Consider the following 22,766-nt stretch of genomic DNA (forward strand, 5'->3'; position numbering starts at 1 on the left):
AGTTCGGAAAGAAATGGCTGAAAATCCTGTAGGACAATCGCCACACGCTGCTACCGACTAGTGCCCCGTCATTGCAGGACGTGTCGGCGCGAGCCCCGGATTACGGGGTTCGCACTAGACCGTACAGTCACGACCTACGTGATCTGACACATTGATCTGACAGAAACGTGACGCCATTTTTTCGGAAAGGGTGGCACTTTGTGTCCCTGTTTTCCCCTACAGACGTAGGACAAATGCATAGGCTTAAATCCCGCTCCAGACGATTTCAAGGAGAAAAGGCTGGGTGGGCGTTTCACGGGTGCATGCACGGCAGACGATTCGGCAATGGCTCTAAATCAGGGATGACAAGGATATGAATCTGACCGGCAGTCTTCGCAACATGGAAAATCCGCACTTTTATTGGCAGTTGGGGGAGTTGATCGCCAGCACCGGCAACGAGCGTTTTGCCACGAACATGTTCCAGCTGGTCGACAACCTTGTGCCGGTCAATCGCGTCCATCTCAGTGAGTGGACCCTGGATGAACGGGAGTCCAGCGTGGTCGAGATCAAGGCGTTGGGCAGCGCGGGGTTGCCGGACACCTTCCCGCCCCCGGATCCGCTGCAGCACCCGGACGACCATCCGCTGCTGCAACAGATGATCGAGATGAACGACTCGCTACTGATTCAACTGAAAGCCTCGCTCCAGCATCGGCATCCGCACCACAGTGTCCACCAATGCAATCTGGTGTCCCGCACGTCCAACCGCCGTTGCGTTATCTCGTTCTACCGTCCCCACACGCATCGGGTGTTCTCTCTGCCGGAGCTGTCGTTCCTCAAGCGCCTGTCCGACACCCTGCTGCCCTTGATCGAGCGCCACGCGCACATCAGTCGACAAGCCATCGCCCGCCAACCCCGCGCGCCACAAGCCGATCAACCACAGACGCCGCTGCAACAGGTGTTCGACGAACGCCTGGCGTTGGGCGACATCACCTTGTCAGTGCGTGAGAAAGAGGTCTGCCTGGGCCTGCTGACCGGCGGCACCGTGCCGCAGATGGCCGAACGGTTGCGGGTCAAGAACAGCTCGATCGAGACCTACCTCAAGCGCGCGGCCGCCAAGCTTGGGGTCAGCGGCCGTCACGGTCTGGCGAAATGGATGGCCGGAGCCTGATCCGGCGTTTTTCTCATCACGGGCGCCCGGCGTCCGCTCTCATTCGTGAACGAGGCTGTTTGATGCCCAGGTTGCCGATTTCCCTGCTGACCGCCGCGCTGCTGCTGGGCGGTTGCTCGTTGATTCCCGATTACCAGCGACCGGCATCGCCGAGCGCGGCGCAGTATCCGCAAGGTCCGGCGTATGCCGCGCAATCCCCTGTCACGCCCCGGGTCGAAGACTGGCGCGCGCTGTTCAATGACCCGGCGTTGCAGCAATTGATTGAAAGCGCGCTGGTCAACAACCGTGACCTGCGGGTCGCTGCGCTGAATGTCGAGGCGTTTCAGGCGCAGTACCGGATCCAGCGCGCCGATCTGCTGCCGGCGGTGTCGGCCAACGCCAACGAACTGCGCCAGCGGGTGCCGTCCAGCGTGACCCGCACCAAGGCGGCGATCACCTCGACCTACTCGGTGAATCTGGGCATCAGCGCCTATGAACTGGACTTCTTCGGCCGGGTGCGCAGTCTCAGCGAGCAGGCGCTGCTGACCTGGCTGTCCACCGAAGAGGCGCGGCGCAGTGCGCAATTGAGTCTGGTGGCCAATGTCGCCAATGCCTACCTGACCTGGCGTGCCGATCAGGAGTTGCTGGCACTGGCTCAGGAGACGCTGGCCGCCGACGAGCGCAGCCTGCACCTGACCACCCGCAACCGCGAGGCCGGCAAGTCCTCGGCGCTGGATCAGATTCAGGCGCAGACCAGTGTCGACAGCACCCGCGCGAGCCTGGCCCGTTATCAGCGCCAGGTCGCCCAGGACTTGAACAGCCTGACGCTGCTGGTGGGCGCGCCGGTGCCCGAGCACCTGCCGGCGCGTCCGCTGGACAGTGATCTTGTGGCAACCGTGCCGGCCGGATTGCCCTCGGATCTGCTGCAACGCCGACCGGACATTCTCCAGGCCGAATACAAGCTGCGCGCCGCCAATGCCAACATCGGCGCGGCGCGGGCGGCGTTTTTCCCGAGTGTCAGCCTGACCGCCAATGCCGGGACATCCAGCCGCGATCTGTCCAGGCTGTTCAAGGGCGGCTCCGGGACCTGGACGTTCCAGCCGCAGATCAACTTGCCGATTTTCAACGCCGGCAGTCTGCGCGCCAGCCTGGATTACGCGAAGCTGCAAAAAGACATCACCGTCGCCGAGTACGAAAAGACCATTCAGACGGCATTCCAGGAAGTGTCCGACGGCCTTGCGGCACGCCAGACCTACGAACAGCAACTCCAGGCCCAACGCGATCTGGTGCAGGCGACCCAGGATTACTACGACATGGCGCAGCATCGCTATCGAAGCGGCGTCGACAGCAGCCTGACGTTCCTTGATGCCCAGCGTTCGCTGTTCAGTTCCCAGCAAGGACTGATTACCGATAGGTTGGCGCAGCTGGTGGCGCAAGTGAATCTGTACACCGCGCTGGGCGGTGGCTGGAGCCCGGTCGAGCCGCTTCCGCCAGCACCTTGAGTCATTTTTTCTTACACCTTTTGTCGCCAGATCCCACATTGCCCAGCGATCGAAAACCGGCGCAGCGGATCATTTTGGTATCATGCGCCGCTTTTACGGTTAACCCGCCCGCCTGTCCTGCCGACCGGCGGGCTCCAAAGGGCGGTATGAAATGACGGCTTTGTTGACTCGCCGCAAGGTGCTTGCGGGAATGGGCGTACTCGGTCTCGGCCTGCTCGCCGGCTGCGACACCCGCGGCGAACTGTCGTACAAGTACGGCAAGGATCTGAGCGACAAGATCCTCGGACGCACCTTCAAGCTCAAGGACACCGAAGGCAACACCGTGACGCTGTCGAGCTTTCGCGGCCTGATGCCGATGATCTTCTTCGGTTTCACCCAGTGCCCGGCGATCTGCCCGACGACGCTGGCCCGCGCCGCGAAAATCAAGAAGCTGATGGGCAAGGACGGTGACATCCTGCAGGTGGTGTTCATCACCCTCGACCCGGAACGCGACACCCCGGAAATCCTCGACGCCTACGTCAAGACCTTCGATCCAAGCTTCGTCGCGCTGTACGGCACCCTCGAAGAAACCAAGGCCACCGCCAAGGAATTCGACGTGTTCTACGAAAAAATCCCGGCCGGCGACACCTATACCCTTTCCCACACCGCCACCAGTTATGTCTACGACACCCGGGGCACATTGCGTGTGGGCCTGTCTCAATCGCTTTCTGCACAAGAGTGCACGGAAGATTTGCTTACCGTCATGGAGGTCTGCTGATGAACCCTTTTCTGAACCACATCAAACGCGCCGCACTGGGCCTGTCCCTGCTGGGCCTGGCTTTCCAGGTATCGGCGCAGACCAAAGTCGACGACGCCTGGGTGCGTGCGACCGTGCCGAACCAGTCGGCCAGCGGCGCATTCATGACCGTCACCGCCGACAGCGACAGCAAGCTGCTCAGCGTTGCTTCGCCGGCGGCCAAGGACGTGCAGATTCATGAGATGACCATGAAGAACGACGTGATGAGCATGGGCCCGGTGAAATCGGTCGACCTGCCGGCGGGCAAAGCCATCAACTTCGATCCGAATGGCTACCATGTGATGCTGATGGGCCTGAGCGCTCAGTTGAAGGAAGGCGACAGCGTGCCGCTGACCCTGACTATCGAAAACGCCAAGGGCGAAAAGGAAACCGTGGAAGTGAAAGCGCCGGTCAAGGCGCTGACCATGGAAGGCCACGATCACAGCAAGATGCATTGATCGCTGACTGACAGATCCACGGCTTCAAAACACACAAGGGGCGGCATGATCGATGATCATGCCGCCCCTTTTGCATCTGAATGTCAGACCAGTTTCAATTCGACCTCGATATTGTTGCGCGTGGCCTTGGAGTACGGGCACACCTGATGCGCCGCATCCACCAGCTGCTGCGCCGCGCCGCGCTCCATGCCCGGCAGGCTTACATTCAGTCGAGCCTGCAGCAGATACCCTCCCGAATTAGTGCCCAGGTCCACTTCGGCATCCACCGCCAGGTCCGCCGGCAGGCTGATTTTCTGCTGCCCCGCCACCGCTTTCATCGCGCCGATGAAACACGCCGACCAGCCTGCGGCGAACAGTTGCTCCGGATTGGTCCCGCCGCCACTGGAACCGGGCGACGACAGTTTTACATCGAGGATCCCGTCGGAACTGCGCGATACGCCGTCACGTCCGCCGGTGGTGTGGGTTTTCGCGGTGTAGAGGACTTTTTCGATCTGACTCATGGCGATCTCCTGAATGAAAAACAGAAGATTGTTCACTCGGCGCCTCCCGTCGCAGCTTGAGGTGCGCCACCCGTTTCACACAGCCCTCTCACTATAGACGCGGGTTTACCGCTCACCCGGCAAGAGGATGGGCGGATGGTTCAGCAATCACGACTGCTCAACTTCCCGCCCCGCCATGCGCCTCTTCAAAGAAATAATCCTTCCAGCTGTCCGCCTTGTTCTTCAGCACGCCCAGCTCCTGCAATTTCTCTGCATAGATAAAGGTGCGTTGCGGCACCACGGTGAAATCGATTTCCGGGTCGGTGACGATTTTCTCAACCAGCGCCAGCGGCAGCTTTGACTGTTCAACCCGAATGTAGGCCTGAGCCGCCGCAGGTTTGTCGGCCTTGATGATCTTCTCGGCCTCGGCCAAGGCGTCATAGAAAGCCTTGTAGGTTTTCGGGTTTTCGTCGTGGAATTTTTCCGTGGTGTAGAGCACGTTGAACGTGGCCTGGCCGCCGAGCACGTCGTAGGAACTCAGCACTTTGTGCACGTTGGGATTCTGCAACGCCTGATACTGGAACGGCGGGCTGGAGAAATGCGCGTTGATTTCCGAGCCGCCGGCGATCAGTGCAGCCGTGGCATCCGGGTGCGGCAGGCTGACGGAGATGTCGTCGAATTTCTTGTAGTGGTCATTGCCGAATTCCTTGGCCGTTTCGATCTGCAGCGTGCGTGACTGGAAGCCCACGCCCGCCGCCGGCACGGCGATGCGATCCTTGTCGCTGAAGTCCTTGAGGGTTTTCACGTTCGGGTTATTGGTCAGCAGGTAGTTGGGCATCGAACCCAGCGAAGCGATGGCCTTGACGTTCTGCTTGCCCTTGGTGCGATCCCATACTGTGAGCATCGGCGGCACGCCCGCCGAGACCACGTCCAGCGATCCGGTGAGCAATGCTTCGTTCATCGCGGTGGCGCCGGAAATGCTGTTCCAGTCGACCTTGATGTCCAGACCCTGAGCCTTGCCGTGTTTCTCGATCAATTGCTGATCGCGCACCACATCCAGAATCAGATAACCGATGCCGAATTGCTGGGCGATGCTGATCTTGCCTTCGGCTTGCGCAGTGTTGCCGAGCAGTGCGCCAGCCAGCGAGGCCGCCAGCAGCGTCAGTGCAGAACGTTTGAACGGTAGGGTCATGACAACCTCGCAGTGATATACAGGGAAATCTGTGAGGCGGGACTCTATCGCTATAAAAAACGAAATTTAAATACCGTTATCGCATATTGATATCACCTGAACGTCTGCCTTGCAGAAACGCTTGCAAGTCCGCGTCCTGGCCATCGAACACCGCTGCAACCCGTTGCTCGCCGACGCCTCTACGCTGACCGCTTTGAGGGAACAATGTCACACGCAGGTGAATGCCGCTTAAACAGCCTGAAACAATAAAACCGCCGCCGCAATCAGGCCGGAAAACCGCCATGACGGTCGCCAATCAAGGCCCCAGCTCATCCGGGTGGCTAACAGCGCCCTCCGGAACCAGATCACCCAGCCGTTTAAAAAGGCGATCAGACAGCCCACCCTTGGTATCATCGCCCACACTTTTATGACGGTTTAATGGCTGGAAGGTCTTTTTTTGTGAGCGCTCTTTTTCAACGGCTGCGGCGCCTGGATGCCCGCCTTCTTTCTCTGGTTTTCCTGGTACTGATCGTGCCGGTGTGCCTGCGCGCGGCGCTCGGCTGGTCGAGCTTGTTCGGTTACCTCTCGGATCTGGCCATCGGCAGTCTGCTGTTGGTTTTGTTGCATCGCCGTCCCTGGTGGCTGGCGCTGCCGGTGCTGCTGTTCTGGGGATTGCTGGCGGTGGCGACCGCTGAACTGGTCAGCGCAGTCGGTCGCCTGCCGACCGTGGCGGATCTGCATTACCTGATCGACCCGCAGTTCGTGGAAAACTCCACCGGCGGCGGCTTCGCCCATCCCGGCGTGGCGGTTGCGCTGCTGGTGGCCTTGGCCCTGTGGCTGCTCAGTCATTGGACTCGACGTGCAACACCGGTTCGCGCTCTGCCCCGCACAGCCTGGGCGACGCCGGTGCTGCTGTTCTGCGCGTACTGGGGCGCGCAGCACCTGAACCCGAGCGATGCCGACCCATGGCGTCTGTACAACCTGCCGCACCAACTGCTCGCCGCGCAGGTCGCCGACGTGCAGATGCAGGCCGAAGAATGGCTGGACGGCGACACTCAGGTTGCTCCCCCACCGATGGCCGGCCTCACCGATGTCGATCTGAACGGTCATCCGCTGCTGGCGGCCAAGGGCCAAGCGCGCAATGTGCTGATCGTCGCGCTCGAAGGCATTCCCGGCGCCTACATCGGCGCCAATCGCCAGGCCATCGGCAGCCATTATCAGGAAGACCTGATGCCCAACCTCAGCCGCTGGGCCGAGCGCGGCATGAACACCCCGGATTACGTGCTGCACACCCACCAGACCATTCGCGGTCTGTACGCCATGCTCTGCGGCGATTACGACAAACTCGACAACGGCACGCCCAAAGGCGTGGAAATGCTGACCCAGCACGAGCGCAATCAAGCCTGTCTGCCGGCTCAGTTGCGTCAGCACGGTTTTGCCACTCACTACCTGCAAGGCGCAGGGCTGCGGTTCATGGCCAAAGACAAGATCATGCCGCACATCGGGTTCGACGCGACCCATGGCCTGGAGTGGTTCACCAACGCCAACTACCTGGAATTCCCGTGGGGCAAGGATGACAAGGCGTTCTTCGAAGGCGCGCTGAAATACGTCGGCGACCTGAAAAAGCAGAAACAACCGTGGATGCTCACGCTGCTGACCGTCGGCACCCACCAGCCCTACTCCGCGCCGGAGGAATACCTGCAACGCTACGACACACCCAAGCAAGCCGCCGTCGGTTATCTGGACGATGCACTGGAACAGTTTCTCAGTGGCCTCGAACGCCAGGGCGTGCTGAAAGACACGCTGGTGGTCATCACCTCGGACGAGTCCCACGGCATCGACGGCGTCCGTCTCGCGTCGTCCTGGGGCTTCAACCTGACCCTCGCGCCGGAACAGGCGCAACTGCCGCGCCTGAACGCCGGGGTCTACGGTCACGTCGACCTGAGTGCGTCGATTCTGGATTACTTCGACTTTCCGGTGCCTTCCGCCCTCAGCGGTCGCTCACTGTTTCGCGATTACGATTCGGGCCGCGAAATCATGTCGTTCACCAACGGCAAGCTGCGTTATCACGACGGTCGCGGCCTGCTGACCGAATGCGACATGCCGCGTCGTTGCCGCAATTACGCCAGTGAAGGATTCATCGCCGAAAGCGCCACGTTCAAGGGCAACGCCAGCGGCCAGAATGCCCGGGACATCGCCGCCCGCGCCTCGGCCCTGGACCTGTCGCTGCTGCGCACCCCGCTCAACCAGCGCTATCAGTTCGGCAGCGCCAACGTCATCCCGCTGCAAGCGCAGATCAAGGACGACTGGGCCGACAACCTGATCGGCGCGCAATACCTGGAAATGCCCAAGGGCTCCCACACCCGCGTGCGCCTGACCGTGCGCTCGGTCGATCCGCAGCAGGCGGCGTACATTCAGCTCAAAGCCAAGGAGTTCGAACAGGACGTGCAACTGGGCCTGCCGACCGAGATGGTCGCCACAGCGGATCAGCCGCTGGAGATGGATTTCAGCTTCGACAACCCGCAACCACGCAAGGCGTTTTCGTTTCACTTGTTGGGATATGGGCTGGGCGCGGTGGAAGTCAGTGACTTCAGCGTGATCACCGAACTGCCGGGGCAGGAAGATATGCTGGATGAAACGCCGGCTGACGAGACGGCGCAATCCAGTTGATCGCCGTGGACAATGCAGGAGCGGCCCGAAGGCTGCTCCTGGATGGTAAAGCGCACCGGCCGCCGCATTGTCTGCCTGAATCGGCTTCTTATTGGGTTAAACCAGGTTAGTGATATCAAAATCCCCGGCCACCGTCCCTTTATCATCCTGCAAAACGAGATAGACTGTACCCTTTACGCTTTCGTGATCTTGGTCAATAGTTACGATCACATGCCCGGAATCGATAGCATAAATTTCATTGTCGATTTGGACGGTCCATGCGACCGGTGAGTTCGGGTCATACATCACTTCATGCGGCCCACCCACTAATAGACCAATAAAAAAAACTATGAAACTATTTTTATTGTCATAACCTTGAATGATGTCCCCATTGTTTGTCTCGTGAAATTTAACCAAGGTGCTGGTAAGAAACTTCTCGCCATTGAGAGAGGCCTCGAAAGTACCTTTGCTGGGTCTATTTACATTTTGGCTCATACAAACTTCCTTCTTTAAGGATGGAGGGGCTTTTATATCTTTCACAACTCAAACCTACACTTGACGACTGCACGCCCCAACTGTCATTTACGACAGTTTTTTATCACTATTCGAAGTAAGCACCACGATCATCATTACTCATCGTTGTTTGTGAGAGAGCAGCTCTATCAGATACCAATACTTCGCCTATTAGCTGACTCGCCGAGTCGGGTCTAGCCTTACTACTCCGAAGTCGGCACGAGCCGGCCGCAGAAGACCTGATAAGGACCCGAACATGGCAAATGAATCGAAATGCCCGTTCAATCACGCCGCCGGCGGTGGCACGACGAACCGCGATTGGTGGCCGAATCAACTGAACCTGAAAATCCTGAGTCAGCACTCGCCCGCATCCGATCCGATGGGCAAGGACTTCGACTACGCCAAGGCTTTCAAAAGCCTGGATTTCCAGGCCCTCAAACGCGATCTGACGGCGCTGATGACCGACTCCCAGGAGTGGTGGCCAGCGGACTTCGGCCACTACGGCCCGCTCTTCATCCGCATGGCCTGGCACAGCGCCGGCACCTATCGCACGGCTGACGGTCGTGGCGGTGCCGGTTCCGGCCAGCAACGTTTCGCCCCGCTCAACAGCTGGCCGGACAACGTCAGCCTCGACAAGGCCCGCCGCCTGCTGTGGCCGATCAAACAGAAATACGGCCGCAACATTTCCTGGGCCGACCTGATCGTTCTCACCGGCAACGTCGCGCTGGAATCCATGGGCTTCAAGACCTTCGGTTTCTCCGGTGGTCGCGCGGATGTGTGGGAACCGGACGAAGACGTGTACTGGGGCTCGGAAAACAAATGGCTGGGCGGCGACAACCGTTACGGCAAGGATCCGGAATCCATGCAGCCGCCGGGCGAAGGCACGCTGGTGGCCGAACCAGCCGAGCACGGCAATGAAGAGAGCCGCACCAACCAGGGCGAACGCAACCTCGAGAACCCGCTCGCCGCGGTGCAGATGGGCCTGATCTACGTGAACCCGGAAGGTCCGGAAGGCAATCCCGACCCGGTGGCTTCGGCCAAGGACATCCGCGAAACCTTCGGCCGCATGGCCATGAACGACGAGGAAACCGTCGCCCTGATCGCCGGTGGTCACGCCTTCGGCAAGACTCACGGCGCAGGCCCCGCCGATAATGTCGGCCCGGAACCGGAAGCCGCCGGCCTCGAAGAACAAGGCCTGGGCTGGAAAAACAGCTTCGGCACCGGCAAGGGCGCCGATACCATCACCAGCGGCCTGGAAGTGACCTGGACCACCACCCCGACCAAGTGGAGCAACAACTATCTGGAAAACCTGTTCGGCTTCGAGTGGGAATTGACCAAGAGCCCCGCCGGCGCCCATCAGTGGAAGCCGAAAAACGGCGCCGGGGCCGGTACCATTCCGCACGCCCACGACCCGAACAAACGCATCGACCCGACCATGCTCACCTCCGACCTGGCCCTGCGTTTCGACCCGGCCTACGAGAAGATTTCGCGGCGCTTCCTGGCCAATCCCGATCAACTGGCCGATGCCTTCGCCCGCGCCTGGTACAAGTTGATCCACCGCGACATGGGCCCGCTGTCACGCTATCTCGGCCCGGAATTGCCCCAGGAAGAACTGCTGTGGCAAGACCCGATTCCCGAGGCCACGCATCCACTGGTGGACGACAGCGATATCAGGTCGCTGAAAGGCAAAATACTGGCGTCGGGGCTGTCCGTTTCGGAACTGGTTTCCACTGCCTGGGCGGCCGCATCGACCTTCCGGGGTTCGGACAAACGCGGCGGCGCCAATGGCGGTCGTCTGCGTCTGGCACCGCAAAAGTTCTGGCAGGCCAACCAGCCGGAGCAACTGGACAAGGTGCTGAAAGTCCTCGAAGGCATTCAGAACGAGTTCAACGCCGGGGCGGCAGGCAAGCAAGTCTCGCTGGCGGACCTGATCGTGCTGGCCGGTAATGCCGGGGTCGAACAAGCGGCGCAAAACGCCGGGCACACGGTGACCGTGCCGTTCAATCCGGGGCGCACCGATGCGACTCAGGAGCAGACCGATGTCGAGTCGTTCGGCTTCCTTGAACCGCACACCGATGGCTTCCGCAACTACGCGGCCAGCACTTATCGCGTGCCGGCCGAAGCGTTGCTGATCGACAAGGCGCAACTGCTGACGCTTTCGGCGCCGGAAATGACCGTGTTGATCGGCGGCCTGCGCGTGCTGGACACCAACGTCGGCAAGACCCAGCACGGCGTGTTCACCGACAGACCTGGCACCTTGACCAACGACTTCTTTCGCAACCTGCTGGACATGGGTGTGGAATGGAAACCAACGTCCAAAACCGAGTTCGAAGGCCGCGACCGTAAAACCGGCAGCGTGAAGTGGACGGCGACCCGGGTCGATCTGGTGTTCGGTTCCAACTCGGTGCTGCGGGCCCTGGCCGAGGTGTATGCCAGTTCCGATGCGAAGGAACAGTTCGTCACGGACTTCGTTGCAGCCTGGGCGAAGGTGATGGATCTGGATCGGTTTGATCTGCGCCAATAAGGGCTTTTCATCGCCCCACAAAAACGCCGCTCATTGAGCGGCGTTTTTTATTGCCCCGAAAAGACTTCAGGCAAGGCTTTTGCTGACCACTTCATACACATCGCTGGACAGCTGCCCCGAAGCCAGAATCCGCTCCAGCTCCGCCTTCATCAGCGCCTGACGAGCGCTGTCATATTTACGCCAGCGCGTCAGCGGCGCCAATTGGCGAGAGGCGATCTGCGGGTTGAAGCCGTTCAGTTCGATCACCAGATCCGCGAGGAAGCGATAGCCCGAGCCATCCGCCGCGTGGAAGTTGATCAGGTTCTGCCCGGCAAACGCACCGACCAGCGCACGCACCTTGTTCGGGTTCTTGATGTTGAACGCCGGGTGCTGCATCAGCGCTTTCACGCGCTCCAGACCGCCCGGCAAGGTGCTGCCGGCCTGCACGCTGAACCACTGATCCATGACCAGCGGATTGTCCTTGAAGTGCTCGGCGAAACTGGCCAGGGCTTTGGCTTTCTGCTCGTCGAACGGCGAGTTGACCAGCACCGCCAGCGCGGTCAGGCGTTCGGTCATGTTGTCGCAGCTGTCGAACTGTTCCAGTGTCGCCGCCAGGACTTCCGGCTTGCCGCTGAGCATCAGGTACGACAGCGCGATGTTTTGCAGCGCGCGACGGGCGAAGTGCTCGGCCTCGGCCACGTACGGGGTTTGCTTCGACAGGTCGCGGTTGGCCTGATAACGCAGCCACAGTGGTTCGAACAGGTTGTCCGCCAGTTGCTGACGGGCAAATTCGCGGGCGGTGTGGATCGCGTCCACGTCGGCGATTTCACTGATTTCGGTCAGGTACGCTTCGCTTGGCAGCGAGAGCATTTCCGCGACCATCGCCTGATCCAGCGTCTCGTCCGACAGCACCGTGCGCAAAGCGGAAACCAGACGCGGGTCGAGCACCAGGCTTTCGCCCTTTTGCTGCTGGCCGATCAACTCTTGCAGCACCTGCACCGACAGTTGCTGGCCGGCATCCCAACGGTTGAAACCGTCGGTGTCGTGCTGCATCAGGAACATCAACTGATCGCGGTTGTACGGAAAGCTCAGTTTCACCGGCGCCGAGAAGCCACGCAGCAAGGACGGCAGCGGTTGTTCGGCGATGTCGACGAAGGTGAAGGTCTGCTCGGCTTCGGTCACCGAAATCACCCGGGAGGTGCCTTGAGCCGAGGCTTCGCCGGCCAGACGCAGGGCGATCTCGTTGCCCTGGCTGTCGAGCAGGCCCAGTTCCACCGGAATCACGAACGGCAGCTTTTCAACCTTGTCCGGGGTTTCCGGGCAGCTCTGGCGGAAGGTCAGGCTGTAGGTTTTCGCGGCGGCGTCGTAAGACTCGCTCACCGCCAGACGCGGTGTACCGGCCTGGCTGTACCAGCGCTTGAACTGGGTCAGGTCGACGCCGTTGGCATCTTCCATGGCCTTGATGAAGTCATCGCAGGTCACGGCCTGGCCGTCGTGGCGTTCAAAGTACAGATCGCTGCCCTTGCGGAAGCCTTCGGCGCCCAGCAGGGTGTGGATCATGCCGACCACTTCCGAGCCCTTTTCGTACACGGTCAGGGTGTAGAAGTTGGAAATCTCGATAAAGCTGTCCGGGCGCACGGCGTGGGCCATGGGACCTGCGTCTTCGGCGAACTGGTGGGTACGCAGGTACGCCACGTCCTGAATGCGCTTGACCGTGGCCGAGTTCATGTCAGAGGAAAAACCGGCATCGCGGAACACCGTGAAGCCTTCCTTGAGCGACAGCTGGAACCAGTCGCGGCAGGTTACGCGGTTGCCCGACCAGTTGTGGAAGTATTCGTGGGCGACGATCGCCTCGACCCGCTGGTGTGCGGCGTCGGTGGCGGTTTCGGCGCGGGCCAGCACGGCGCTGGAGTTGAAGATGTTGAGGCCCTTGTTCTCCATGGCGCCCATGTTGAAGTCGTTCACGGCGACGATCATGAAGATGTCCAGATCGTACTCGCGACCGTAGACCTCTTCGTCCCAGCGCATCGACTTCTTCAGGCTGTTCATGGCGTGCTGACACTTGTCGATGTTTTCCGGCTCGACATAGATGCGCAGCGCCACGTTGCGGTTGGTCATGGTGGTGAAGCTGTCTTCAACGCACCACAAGTCCCCGGCCACCAGCGCGAACAGGTACGCCGGTTTCATGAACGGGTCTTCCCAGGTCGCCCAGTGCCGGCCATCTTCGCCAGGGCCGCTGGCGATCGGGTTGCCGTTGGACAGCAACACCGGATAGCTGTGCTGCTCGGCGACCACGGTGGTGGTGAACTTGCTCATCACGTCCGGGCGGTCGAGGTAATAGGTGATCTTGCGGAAGCCTTCAGCCTCGCACTGGGTGCAGAACATCGTGCCGGACTTGTACAGGCCTTCCAGTGCGGTGTTGGTTTCCGGGTGGATCCTGACGCTGGTGTCGACCGTGAAGGTTTCGCTGGCCGGTTGCAGGGTCAGGTGGTTTTCAGTCAGTTGGTAATCGCTCGCGCTCAGTTCCTGGTCTGCCAGGGTCACCGAGAGCAATTCCAGCTGCTGGCCATCGAGCACCAGCGGCGGCAGGCCCGGGCCACGGGCCGGGTTGCGGCGCATCACCAGTTGCGCGTGGACCAGACTGTGGTCCTCGAACAACTCGAAGGTCAGGTGTGTTTCATCGATCAGGTACTCGGGCGCCTGATAGTCCTTCAGGTAAATCATCTTCGGTTGTTCGGTGCGCATGCTGAAGTCCTTATTGATGCACGGCGAGCTGATAGGCCGTGTACTTGCGAATGTTGATCACGCCGGTGTCGAAGATCAGGTACTGGCCCTTGATCCCCAGCAGCGTGCCTTCGGCAATCGGGTTCTTGTCCAGGTTGAAACTGACGATCTTGGCCGGGTACTGCTCGACCGGGTAACGGATTTCCAGCGGCTCGACATCGGCGATGGTCTGAATGGCCTGGAGCCCGAAACGCTCCTGCAAGCCTTGCAGGCCTTCGGCGCAGCTTTCGAACAACTGATCACGCACCTGCGCCAGATCCACCGCCGCCGCATCGCCCTTGAGCAAGGCGCGCCAGTTGGTCTTGTCCGCCACCTGGCTGCGGAACAGGTCTTCGACGAAGCCCGACTGCTGCCGCGTCGAAACGCGCATGATCGGCAGCGCCTGACTGGCGCCCTGATCGAGCCAGCGGGTCGGCAACTGGGTGGCGCGGGTGATGCCGACCTTGATCCCCGACGAATTGGCCAGGTAGACGACGTGGTCGGTCATGCAGAACTTCTCGCCCCACTCCGGCTCACGGCAGGTGCCGGCCTCGAAGTGGCAGCGCTCCGGGCTCATGATGCAAATGTCGCACTGGGCGAGTTTGGTCATGCACGGATAGCAGTAACCCTGACTGAAACTGGTCTTGGTCTTGCGCCCGCAATGGGTGCAGTGGATCGCCCCCAGGTATTCCAGACGCACCGTGCTGCCGATCAACGGGTTGGCCGGCACCTCGACGTCATCCAGACGAAACGCGTACTGCACGTTCGGCCCGTCCAGGCGCGCCGACATTTTGCTGATTGCACCGCGGCCGATCTCGATCAATGGAGGGCGTCCGACTTGAACAGGATGTTCGGCACTTCGATCGACTTCGACGCACATTCCTGCGGGCCCATGTAACCGGTGCGCTCTTCTTCGGGCAGGTTCTGCATTTCCCAAGCGATCATCGCCTGCAACGACAGTTCACGCTGTTCGGCGGTGAGCTTGCCACCGTCCGACCATTTGCCGATCTCTACGGCCAGTTTCAGGCTCTGGTAGATGTCGGGGGTGATGTTCTTGATCAAATCGTTAAAAGAGGACATCAGGGTCTCCGTGCTCTTTATTCAAAAAATTCAGGCGGCCAGTTTACGGCGGTTGTACAAACCGCCCAACAAACCGGTGAAGCATCCGATGAGTAACCCGCCGACGTGGGCGGCGTTGGCGATTTCGCCGAAACCGATCATCGAGACCAGCCCCGACATGCACACCAGCAACCACACCAGCATCATCGCCAGCACGCCGCGCGGCAGGCGATAGGCCGGGTTCGGCGCCAGCAGCTGGAAGATCCAGCAGTGACCGAGCAGCCCGTAAAGTACGCCGGACAGGCCGCCGAACAGGCTCGGGCCGCTCCAGGCGAACTGCGCATAGTTGGAAACCAGGCCGAACAGCAGCGTCAGGCCGATCAGGTTGACGCTGCCCTGGCGCGACTCGATGCGCCGCCCCAGTTCCCAGTACCACATGCCGTTCATGGCCAGGTGCAGGATGCCGAAGTGGATCAGCATCGGCGTAAACAGGCGCCACCACTGCCCCGCTGCCAGGCTGTCGGCCAGTGGTGTGAAGTGGATGTAGTCGCCGACCACGCGGAAATCGAGGAAGGTCAGCCAACGCAGGGTGTCGAGGTTATCGCCAAGGAAGGTCAACCCGCCGACGATCAGGCTCAGCAGCAGAATGAATCCGGTGGCTTTGGCATGTTTCAGTTGCTCGGCGAAGCTCGGGCGCTTGAACGTCGGCGCCGCCGGAATTTCCAGCTGCTGATCCGGGTCACCCGCCGGGAAACGCTCGTACAGCGAGCGTACGTCATCGCTGATTTCCGACGGCACCCACAACACCTGCTCGCCCGCCTCTTCGCTGACACGATGGGGCACTTGCATGCGTTGCAGCAGTTTGACGAAACCACTCAGGTCCGCCGCCAACGGCACACGCAAGACGGCTATGGCACTCATCGCAGCACCTCCGGCCGCTCGACGTCGACCCAGACAAATTTATGCGGATCGAGGCGGGTTTCCTGATCCAGACGATAGGCAACCAGTTTGCCGTACAGCACCGCGCTGTAATCCAGGCACGCGAGGTTCGGGCGGATCGGCGCCGGTTTGCCGCTGCGCCAGTAGTGGCCGACGAACAGCAACGGCTCATCGATACCGTAGCGCAGCAGGGAATTCTTTTCGCTGGAGGTCAGCGGCTTTTGCGCCACTGGTTCCGGCAGTGCATCGGGCTGGAACACGATGTCGCCGTAGGTTTGCGGATCGTCTTCCCAGAACTTGGTGCGGAAGAACGAACGCACCAGGCCGTCGCCGCTGGTCATGGTCAGGCCATCCGGCAGGCGCATGTCAGTGCCGCGCAGCAGGCGATCGAACACGGTGCAGGCGAAACTGCCCGGCACGGCCGAGGCCTGGAGGAAGTGTTCATCAATGCAGCCATCCGGGAACAACCCGCGCAACGGCTCGATCAGGCCGGCATCCCAGCAGGCATGCACCACGCGGAAGCGTCCGGCGTCGACGAACAACGGCAGTTGATAGAACCACTGCTGGAAATCGTGCCAGTCGCGCGGATGGTTTTCGAATTGGGTCAGGGTTTCGTGCAGCAATCGGGCATGGCGCGGGGTGTGTTCACGGACGAATTGCTTGCCGCTGCCCGGAGGCGCCGGTGTGCTCCAACCGAGCGCGTTGAATTCGTGGTTGCCCATGATGCACAACGCCTGACCGGCTTCGACCATGTCGTGAACGATGTGCAGCGCCTCGCGAATCCGTGGGCCACGGTCGATGATGTCGCCGACAAACACGGCCATGCGCGACGGATGCCGCCAGACTCCGCCCTGCTTGTGATAACCGAGACGGTCCAGCAGGTGTTCCAGGGTCAGGGCGCATCCGTGCACGTCACCAATCAGGTCATAACTGCGCGCGGGATCGAGCATCAGTCGCCTCCACCACCCAACTTGCTGCCCCAGCCGAGCTTGGTCCGGCAGACTTCGTAGTAGTTGTGGTCGAGCGGATGAATCAGCCGCAGCTTCTGCGCTTTCTTGCTGACGGTGATGGTGTCGCCCGGCGCGCAGGTGAAGTGGTTCTGCCCGTCGCAGGAGACCTGCGGGTAGATCTGCATATCTTTGGACACGACGATTTTCAGCTCACTATTGCCATCGACCACGATCGGTCTGCCCGACAAGGTATGGGGGTACATCGGCACAATCACAATAGCGTCAAGCTTGGGATGCATGATCGGGCCACCGGCGGACAGTGCGTAAGCGGTGGAACCGGTCGGGGTGGCGACGATCAGGCCGTCGGCCTTCTGGCTGCAGACGAACTGGCCGTCGATGTACAGCTCGAACTCGATCATCCGCGTCGATTTGCCGGGGTGCAGCACCACGTCGTTCAGCGCATCGCCCTGGCCGATGGCCTCGGCGTGGCGACGAACTTCGGCCTGCAGCAGGAAGCGGTTTTCCACCAGATAATGGCCGTCGAGTACCTCGGCGACCTTGATTTCCAGCTCGTCGGGGCGGATGTCGGTGAGAAAACCGAGGCTGCCACGGTTGATCCCGAGCACCGGAATATTGTGTTTGGCCAGTGCCCGCGCTGCGCCGAGCAGGCTGCCGTCACCGCCGACCACGATGACCATGTCGCAGACTTCGCCGAGCATCTTGCGTGACGAAGTTTGCAGGCCATGGCCCGGCAGGACTTCGGCGATAGTGTCTTCGAGAATCACATGCAGGTGACGATCGAGCAGGAAGCGTTTCAGTCGGCGGACGGTATCCAGCACCTGGGAGCTGCCCAGGCGACCGATGATGCCGATATTACGAAATTGCTCCATGGGACTCCTGCGGGGGACTGAGACGGCGAAAAGCACGATTATGGGCGAAAGCGCCGGATAGACAAAATCCTTTCAGCCCCGAGGATGCACCGGTGTTTGAGGCTATGCTCGCAAGATGATCCTATTTCCCGATTTGCTTCAGTTACCCCACCAGTTACGCCACCCCGAGGTGCGCGATCTGGCGTGGGTGATCCTCGCCCCGCCGATGCTCGCCGCCACCCCGTGGCCGCAGCGCCATCCGCTGGCGGGCAGCGACTGGGTCAGCGATCCCGAGCGTCTGGAACACTGGCTGCGCCAGCTCGACCGCGACAGTTACGGCCTGCTGCACTGGCTGTCCCAGGCCCGTACCCGGCGCCTGGGCCTGTATTACGAACGGTTGTGGCAATTTGCGGTGAAACACGCGCCGGGCATCGAACTGATTGCCGCCAACCTGCCGATCCGCCGCGAAGGCCACACCCTCGGCGAGCTGGACATGCTGCTGCGCGATCGCGACGGCGTGCACCACCTGGAACTGGCCATCAAGCTCTACCTCGGCCCGCAGAACGGCGACGGTCATGATCCGGCGTCGTGGCTGGGGCCGGGCTGTCATGATCGACTGGATCGCAAACTGGCGCATTTGAGCGAGCATCAGCTGCCGATCTCCGCGCGCCCGGAAAGCCGCGAAGTGCTGGCGGCGCTGGATGTCGGGTCGTTCAGTGCGCAACTGTGGCTGGGTGGGTATCTGCTGTATCCGTGGCCCGGCCAGTCCGTGCCGCCCAGCGGCGCCCATTCTCAGCATTTGCGTGGCAGCTGGCTGCATCAGAAAGACTGGCCGGCGTTCGTCGCCCAGCGCCCGGCCGGACGCTGGCAACCCCTGCCCCGCCACGCCTGGCTGGCGCCGGCGCACTACCCGGCGGAGCAGACCTGGAGCAACGGGCATTTGCAGGCCTGGCTCGATGAACTTGAACCGTTGGCCCCGGCGCAACTGATGGTGCGCCTGACCGAAAACGCCCGGGGCGAGTGGGAAGAAGCCGAGCGGCTGTTTCTGGTGTCGGACCTGTGGCCGAACGTGCCCGGGCAGAGTTAGACGCTCAACCGCACAGCCAGTGCGGCCAGCGTCACCAGCAACACCGGCACGGTCAGCACGATCCCGACCCTGAAGTAATACCCCCAGCCGATCTTGATGTTCTTGCGCTCCAGCACATGCAGCCAGAGCAGAGTCGCCAGACTGCCGATCGGGGTGATTTTCGGGCCCAGGTCGCTGCCGATCACGTTGGCGTAGATCATCGCTTCCTTCACCACACCCGTAGCCTGGCTGGCATCGATCGACAGCAGGCCGACCAGCACCGTCGGCAGGTTGTTCATGATCGACGACAACAAGGCCGTCAGCACCCCGGTGCCCATCGCCGCGCCCCACACACCGTGACCGGCGAACACATTGAGCCACCCGGCCAGATAATCAGTGAGCCCGGCATTGCGTAGCCCGTAGACCACCAAATACATGCCCAGCGAGAAAATCACGATCTGCCACGGCGCCTCTTTCATCACCTTGCGCGTGGAGATCTTGTGCCCGCGCGCGGCAATCGCCAGCAACAGCGCCGCGCACACCGCCGAGATTGCACTGATCGGGATTCCCAGCGGCTCCAGCGCGAAACAGCCGATCAGCAGAATGACCAGCACCGCCCAACCGGCGTAGAACGTGGCTTTGTCGTGGATGGCGGTTTCCGGGTGTTCAAGTTGCTCCGGGTCGTAGGCCTTGGGAATGTCGCGGCGGAAGAACCACAGCAACATGCCCAGCGTGGCCGCGACGCTGACAAAGTTGACCGGCACCATCACCGCCGCATACCGGTTGAATCCGATGTGAAAGAAGTCGGCCGAGACGATATTCACCAGGTTCGACACCACCAGCGGCAGGCTCGCGGTGTCGGCAATGAAGCCCGCGCCCATGACGAACGCCAGGGTCGCCGCCGGGGAAAAACGCAGGGCCAGCAGCATGGAAATCACGATCGGCGTGAGGATCAGCGCCGCGCCGTCATTGGCGAACAGCGCCGACACCAGTGCACCGAGCAGCACCATGAAAGCAAACAGCTTGCGCCCGCTGCCACGCCCCCAACGCGCTACGTGCAGGGCGGCCCAGGCGAAAAACCCGGCCTCGTCGAGCAACAGACTGATGATGATCAGCGCCACAAACGTACCGGTGGCGTTCCAGATGATTTGCCACACCAGCGGGATGTCGCTCAGGTGCACCACGCCGAAAATCAGCGCAACGATGGCGCCGAACGTTGCACTCCAGCCGACCCCGAGGCCTTTGGGTTGCCAGATCACCAGGGTAATGGTCAGCAGGAAAATCAGTGACGCAGCGAGCATTCGCGACAGCCTTCAATAAAAGGGAAAGAATCAGACCACACAAAAAAAACCTGTGGAAGCCAGCCCCCACAGGTTCGTTATCGTGTCAGAAATATTGCCAGATCACTTCTTGTGCTGCGCCACCCACTCACCAAACGCATTGATGAAACTTTGCAGGAACGGTTTCACCGACTCGTTCAGCTTGCCCGCCTCATCGAATGCCGTGCCCGCGCCGCCCAGGTAGGCTTCCGGCTGCTGCATGCACGGCACGTTGAGGAAAACAAAGGACTGGCGCAGATGCTGGTTGGCGCCAAAACCGCCGATGGCACCCGGCGAAACGCTGATTACCGCCCCCGGCTTGCCGCTCCAGGCGCTCTTGCCATACGGCCGCGAACCGACGTCGATCGCGTTCTTCAAAGGCGCCGGCACCGAGCGGTTGTACTCCGGAGTGACAAACAGCAGAGCGTCGGATGAAGCCACTTTCTGACGGAAAGTGCTGTAGGCTGCCGGCGGTGAATCGCCGTCGATGTCTTCGTTGTAGAGTGGCAGATCGCCAATTTCGACAATGTTCAGTTTGAGATTGGCCGGTGCCAGTTCCGCCAGCGCCAGGGCGACTTTGCGGTTGATGGACGCCTTGCGCAGGCTGCCGACCACTACTGCGACGTTATAGACATTGCTCATTGGGAGACTCTCGACTGTCCGTGGGAGGAGCCAGTAGTTATAGATGATCCGATGACGATTCCACCAGACGTCGAAGGTTATTTCCCGCGTCTGGAATATTTTTTTCCTGTAGGAAAACTTACCAAGCTCGATGAAGGTCTACCAAGCCGCAAATCAAGCGTTTTATCTCCAGAGGTTCTAAGCAGATGGCAGCAGTACTCGTCGGTCAGTTCCATGCAAGAGATGCGGAAGGCCGCGTTTATTCCGTGCATGAGTTCCAGGAATCCAACCCGTCGGCAGACGGTTTCACCGGCACGGAGCCCGTTACCACCTACAAACTGGCGATTGGCGACCGCGTCAACAAGATCGACGACAACGAGTTTCTGCTGGTTCAGTCGGGCATCACCCTGATCCGCGAACCCGAGCCATCGGTCGCTTCATAACCGATCGTTATGAGCAGAAGTCATCCGCGCCGAGTTGGGGTAGGATTCAGCCACTGACCCCAACGGCCGGACATGGACTTCACGCATGCGTTTACGTCATATCGAAGTGATTCAGGCGCTTTTGCAGACCGGTCACGTGGGCACCGCCGCCGAATGGCTGCAACTATCGGCGCCCGAGGTCGAAGAGCGTTTGCGCGAAGCCGAGAGTCAGCTCGGTTTCATGCTGTTCGCCAGCGTACGCGGACGACTTCAGCCAACCCCGGAGGCCCGGGCGCTGCAAGTCGAGATCGGCCACATCTATGAAGCGCTGGAACCGGTGCAACGGCTGGCCAGCAGCCTCAAGCAATACCTCGCCCCGCCCCTGCGAATCATCGGCACCCCGCCGCTGGCCCAGCAACTGCTGCCGCAAAGCCTCGCGGCCCTGCGCCGTCGCTTGCCCGACGTGCCCTGCACCCTGCTCAGCGAACCGACCCGCGACATCGTCCGCCACTTGCTGCTGCGCGACAGTGATCTGGGCCTGAGTCTGCATGATCCGCAACACCCCGACATTCATTGCCAGCCACTGGCCCAGGGCAAGCTGCAATTGCTTGCGCCCCACGGCTGGCTGCAACCGAAGCAGAAATACATTTCTCTGCAGGATCTGGCCGGCCAGGCGATGGTCGGCCTCGAAGGCCAGGACCCGCTGAGTCCGGCCCTGGAAAACAAGCTCCAGGCCCTGCGCCCGGTGCCGACCATCCAGACCCGCGTGCAAACCCACCAGATGATGCGCAGCATGGTCGAGGCCGGCGAAGGCCTGGCGATCGTCGATCCGTTCACCGCCCTCGGTGCACGGGCGGGCGGTCTCGATGTCTGCCCACTGTCGCCGGCGGTGCCGATCAGCCTCTATGCTCTGACCTTCAGACATGCCACGCCGTCAGCGGCGATTCAGACACTGCTCGGGATCGTCACGGAACAAGCCGAGGCGATGCTGGCGAACTGATCGGATGCTCCAGCGGGTTATCGAACAATCGATACCAGAACAACGCCACTTCGGCGGTGTTCGGATCGATGCCGCGATAACGCAGATGGTCGATGCCGCCGATCACATAGCCGCAACGCTCATACAGGCGGCAGGCGCCGAGGTTGTTGTTCTGGGTTTCCAGCATGATCCCCGGCAGTTTTTTCTTGCGGCTCCAGAACTGCGCCACGTCGAGCAAGGCCTTGGCCACACCATGGCGCCGCGCCGGGGCGTGCACCGCCAGCTCATCGATATGAGCGAATCCGTTCCAATTGGTGCTGATCACCAGATGCCCGACCGGCTGATCTTCCAGATACGCCATGAAAATCGCACTGTCGGCGGCATCGCGAAAGCTGCTGAATTCCTCCGGATCGATGCCGTAGCACTTGCGATACGGCACGATGGGCGTCATGGCCCATTGCGCCACGGGTTTGCCGATTTCGGCCGTGCCGTAGGCGGCCACCTCGAAGCTGAAATCGCTGCCCCAGATATACGCGGCAAAACCGTCGTCGGCGACCCGCACCGACAGCCCTGGGTATTTCGGATTCATGACCGGTTGCATAC

21 protein-coding genes are annotated in these 22,766 nt (G+C 61.0%); 9 read left to right on the plus strand and 12 right to left on the minus strand.

Annotation, left to right across the window (positions count from 1 at the left end):
- The first annotated feature begins 352 nt into the window (after positions 1-352).
- The 4 genes from JKA62_RS08690 to JKA62_RS08705 all read left to right on the plus strand — a co-directional run bounded on the left by JKA62_RS08690 (position 353) and on the right by JKA62_RS08705 (position 3,861).
- Positions 353-1,147 carry a helix-turn-helix transcriptional regulator gene (locus tag JKA62_RS08690; protein WP_011333638.1) on the plus strand — a complete coding sequence of 265 codons (795 nt, stop codon included), beginning with the start codon at positions 353-355 and terminating at the stop codon, positions 1,145-1,147.
- Between the two features lie 62 nt (positions 1,148-1,209).
- Positions 1,210-2,628 (plus strand): AdeC/AdeK/OprM family multidrug efflux complex outer membrane factor, encoded by a 1,419-nt coding sequence (adeC, locus tag JKA62_RS08695; RefSeq protein ID WP_011333637.1) that lies wholly within the window; start codon positions 1,210-1,212, stop codon positions 2,626-2,628.
- A 151-nt stretch (positions 2,629-2,779) separates the two neighbouring features.
- Entirely contained in the window at positions 2,780-3,385 is a 606-nt protein-coding gene (locus JKA62_RS08700; RefSeq protein WP_201817392.1) for an SCO family protein, read from the plus strand.
- On the plus strand, positions 3,385-3,861 hold the full coding sequence (locus JKA62_RS08705; RefSeq protein WP_011333635.1) for a copper chaperone PCu(A)C: 477 nt from the start codon (positions 3,385-3,387) through the stop codon (positions 3,859-3,861). Before JKA62_RS08700 ends, JKA62_RS08705 begins: the two co-directional genes overlap by 1 nt.
- A gap of 83 nt (positions 3,862-3,944) precedes the next feature.
- Here JKA62_RS08705 and JKA62_RS08710 read toward each other — a convergent pair whose 3' ends face one another.
- Positions 3,945-4,361 carry an organic hydroperoxide resistance protein gene (locus tag JKA62_RS08710; protein ID WP_041475529.1) on the minus strand — a complete coding sequence of 139 codons (417 nt, stop codon included), beginning with the start codon at positions 4,359-4,361 and terminating at the stop codon, positions 3,945-3,947.
- 157 nt (positions 4,362-4,518) lie between these two features.
- Positions 4,519-5,532, minus strand: a complete 1,014-nt coding sequence (locus JKA62_RS08715) for an ABC transporter substrate-binding protein (RefSeq protein WP_011333633.1) — start codon at positions 5,530-5,532, stop codon at positions 4,519-4,521.
- 438 nt (positions 5,533-5,970) lie between these two features.
- On the opposite strand from JKA62_RS08715, the gene JKA62_RS08720 reads away from it, so the two are divergent.
- The gene (locus JKA62_RS08720; protein WP_201817395.1) at positions 5,971-8,181 is read left to right on the plus strand and encodes an LTA synthase family protein; all 2,211 of its coding nucleotides are present in this window, start codon (positions 5,971-5,973) and stop codon (positions 8,179-8,181) included.
- 96 nt (positions 8,182-8,277) lie between these two features.
- Here JKA62_RS08720 and JKA62_RS08725 read toward each other — a convergent pair whose 3' ends face one another.
- Positions 8,278-8,655, minus strand: coding sequence for a hypothetical protein (locus tag JKA62_RS08725; RefSeq protein WP_041475214.1), 378 nt, complete (start codon positions 8,653-8,655; stop codon positions 8,278-8,280).
- A gap of 274 nt (positions 8,656-8,929) precedes the next feature.
- Here JKA62_RS08725 and katG point away from each other — a divergent pair, with 274 nt between their 5' ends.
- Positions 8,930-11,197, plus strand: coding sequence for a catalase/peroxidase HPI (gene katG, locus JKA62_RS08730; protein WP_201817400.1), 2,268 nt, complete (start codon positions 8,930-8,932; stop codon positions 11,195-11,197).
- 66 nt (positions 11,198-11,263) lie between these two features.
- Here katG and pepN read toward each other — a convergent pair whose 3' ends face one another.
- Genes pepN through JKA62_RS08760 form a run of 6 tightly spaced genes read right to left on the minus strand, consistent with a single transcriptional unit; the run spans position 11,264 to position 17,777 of the window.
- Positions 11,264-13,921 carry an aminopeptidase N gene (gene pepN, locus JKA62_RS08735; RefSeq protein ID WP_201817402.1) on the minus strand — a complete coding sequence of 886 codons (2,658 nt, stop codon included), beginning with the start codon at positions 13,919-13,921 and terminating at the stop codon, positions 11,264-11,266.
- Between the two features lie 10 nt (positions 13,922-13,931).
- The gene (locus JKA62_RS08740; RefSeq protein WP_201817404.1) at positions 13,932-14,762 is read right to left on the minus strand and encodes a DUF2797 domain-containing protein; all 831 of its coding nucleotides are present in this window, start codon (positions 14,760-14,762) and stop codon (positions 13,932-13,934) included.
- Positions 14,759-15,019, minus strand: a complete 261-nt coding sequence (locus tag JKA62_RS08745; protein WP_011333626.1) for a YeaC family protein — start codon at positions 15,017-15,019, stop codon at positions 14,759-14,761. The genes JKA62_RS08740 and JKA62_RS08745 overlap by 4 nt, the downstream gene beginning before the upstream one ends.
- A 30-nt stretch (positions 15,020-15,049) precedes the next feature.
- The gene (locus JKA62_RS08750) at positions 15,050-15,919 is read right to left on the minus strand and encodes a rhomboid family intramembrane serine protease (RefSeq protein WP_201817409.1); all 870 of its coding nucleotides are present in this window, start codon (positions 15,917-15,919) and stop codon (positions 15,050-15,052) included.
- The gene (locus tag JKA62_RS08755) at positions 15,916-16,890 is read right to left on the minus strand and encodes a metallophosphoesterase (protein ID WP_170929009.1); all 975 of its coding nucleotides are present in this window, start codon (positions 16,888-16,890) and stop codon (positions 15,916-15,918) included. Before JKA62_RS08755 ends, JKA62_RS08750 begins: the two co-directional genes overlap by 4 nt.
- A complete protein-coding gene (locus tag JKA62_RS08760; protein WP_011333623.1) occupies positions 16,887-17,777 on the minus strand; it encodes an NAD(+) kinase in 891 nt (296 codons plus the stop codon). Before JKA62_RS08760 ends, JKA62_RS08755 begins: the two co-directional genes overlap by 4 nt.
- A 115-nt stretch (positions 17,778-17,892) precedes the next feature.
- On the opposite strand from JKA62_RS08760, the gene JKA62_RS08765 reads away from it, so the two are divergent.
- Positions 17,893-18,843 (plus strand): DUF1853 family protein, encoded by a 951-nt coding sequence (locus tag JKA62_RS08765; RefSeq protein ID WP_201817411.1) that lies wholly within the window; start codon positions 17,893-17,895, stop codon positions 18,841-18,843.
- Here the strand turns inward: JKA62_RS08765 and JKA62_RS08770 are convergent.
- Positions 18,840-20,123 (minus strand): arsenic transporter, encoded by a 1,284-nt coding sequence (locus JKA62_RS08770; RefSeq protein WP_201817413.1) that lies wholly within the window; start codon positions 20,121-20,123, stop codon positions 18,840-18,842. The genes JKA62_RS08765 and JKA62_RS08770 overlap by 4 nt on opposite strands.
- A gap of 102 nt (positions 20,124-20,225) precedes the next feature.
- A complete protein-coding gene (locus JKA62_RS08775; RefSeq protein WP_011333620.1) occupies positions 20,226-20,783 on the minus strand; it encodes an NADPH-dependent FMN reductase in 558 nt (185 codons plus the stop codon).
- Positions 20,784-20,968: 185 nt separating this feature from the next.
- On the opposite strand from JKA62_RS08775, the gene JKA62_RS08780 reads away from it, so the two are divergent.
- Positions 20,969-21,205 (plus strand): hypothetical protein, encoded by a 237-nt coding sequence (locus JKA62_RS08780; RefSeq protein ID WP_007956926.1) that lies wholly within the window; start codon positions 20,969-20,971, stop codon positions 21,203-21,205.
- Between the two features lie 85 nt (positions 21,206-21,290).
- On the plus strand, positions 21,291-22,184 hold the full coding sequence (locus JKA62_RS08785) for a LysR family transcriptional regulator (RefSeq protein ID WP_201817416.1): 894 nt from the start codon (positions 21,291-21,293) through the stop codon (positions 22,182-22,184).
- On the opposite strand, the gene JKA62_RS08790 is transcribed toward JKA62_RS08785, so the two are convergent.
- Positions 22,150-22,764, minus strand: a complete 615-nt coding sequence (locus JKA62_RS08790; protein WP_201817418.1) for a GNAT family N-acetyltransferase — start codon at positions 22,762-22,764, stop codon at positions 22,150-22,152. The genes JKA62_RS08785 and JKA62_RS08790 overlap by 35 nt on opposite strands.
- Positions 22,765-22,766: the final 2 nt, after the last annotated feature.

Origin of the sequence: Pseudomonas sp. B7, from assembly GCF_016735645.1 — a bacterium.
In the GTDB taxonomy this organism is placed as follows: Bacteria; Pseudomonadota; Gammaproteobacteria; order Pseudomonadales; family Pseudomonadaceae; genus Aquipseudomonas; species Aquipseudomonas glycinae.

Coding starts and splice junctions, on each gene's coding strand:
- JKA62_RS08690 (WP_011333638.1), top strand. CDS start 353: ATGAATCTGACCGGCAGTCTTCGCAACATGGAAAATCCGCACTTTTAT.
- adeC (WP_011333637.1), top strand. CDS start 1,210: ATGCCCAGGTTGCCGATTTCCCTGCTGACCGCCGCGCTGCTGCTGGGC.
- JKA62_RS08700 (WP_201817392.1), top strand. CDS start 2,780: ATGACGGCTTTGTTGACTCGCCGCAAGGTGCTTGCGGGAATGGGCGTA.
- JKA62_RS08705 (WP_011333635.1), top strand. CDS start 3,385: ATGAACCCTTTTCTGAACCACATCAAACGCGCCGCACTGGGCCTGTCC.
- JKA62_RS08710 (WP_041475529.1), bottom strand. CDS start 4,361: ATGAGTCAGATCGAAAAAGTCCTCTACACCGCGAAAACCCACACCACC.
- JKA62_RS08715 (WP_011333633.1), bottom strand. CDS start 5,532: ATGACCCTACCGTTCAAACGTTCTGCACTGACGCTGCTGGCGGCCTCG.
- JKA62_RS08725 (WP_041475214.1), bottom strand. CDS start 8,655: ATGAGCCAAAATGTAAATAGACCCAGCAAAGGTACTTTCGAGGCCTCT.
- katG (WP_201817400.1), top strand. CDS start 8,930: ATGGCAAATGAATCGAAATGCCCGTTCAATCACGCCGCCGGCGGTGGC.
- pepN (WP_201817402.1), bottom strand. CDS start 13,921: ATGCGCACCGAACAACCGAAGATGATTTACCTGAAGGACTATCAGGCG.
- JKA62_RS08745 (WP_011333626.1), bottom strand. CDS start 15,019: ATGTCCTCTTTTAACGATTTGATCAAGAACATCACCCCCGACATCTAC.
- JKA62_RS08750 (WP_201817409.1), bottom strand. CDS start 15,919: ATGAGTGCCATAGCCGTCTTGCGTGTGCCGTTGGCGGCGGACCTGAGT.
- JKA62_RS08760 (WP_011333623.1), bottom strand. CDS start 17,777: ATGGAGCAATTTCGTAATATCGGCATCATCGGTCGCCTGGGCAGCTCC.
- JKA62_RS08765 (WP_201817411.1), top strand. CDS start 17,893: ATGATCCTATTTCCCGATTTGCTTCAGTTACCCCACCAGTTACGCCAC.
- JKA62_RS08770 (WP_201817413.1), bottom strand. CDS start 20,123: ATGCTCGCTGCGTCACTGATTTTCCTGCTGACCATTACCCTGGTGATC.
- JKA62_RS08775 (WP_011333620.1), bottom strand. CDS start 20,783: ATGAGCAATGTCTATAACGTCGCAGTAGTGGTCGGCAGCCTGCGCAAG.
- JKA62_RS08780 (WP_007956926.1), top strand. CDS start 20,969: ATGGCAGCAGTACTCGTCGGTCAGTTCCATGCAAGAGATGCGGAAGGC.
- JKA62_RS08785 (WP_201817416.1), top strand. CDS start 21,291: ATGCGTTTACGTCATATCGAAGTGATTCAGGCGCTTTTGCAGACCGGT.
- JKA62_RS08790 (WP_201817418.1), bottom strand. CDS start 22,764: ATGCAACCGGTCATGAATCCGAAATACCCAGGGCTGTCGGTGCGGGTC.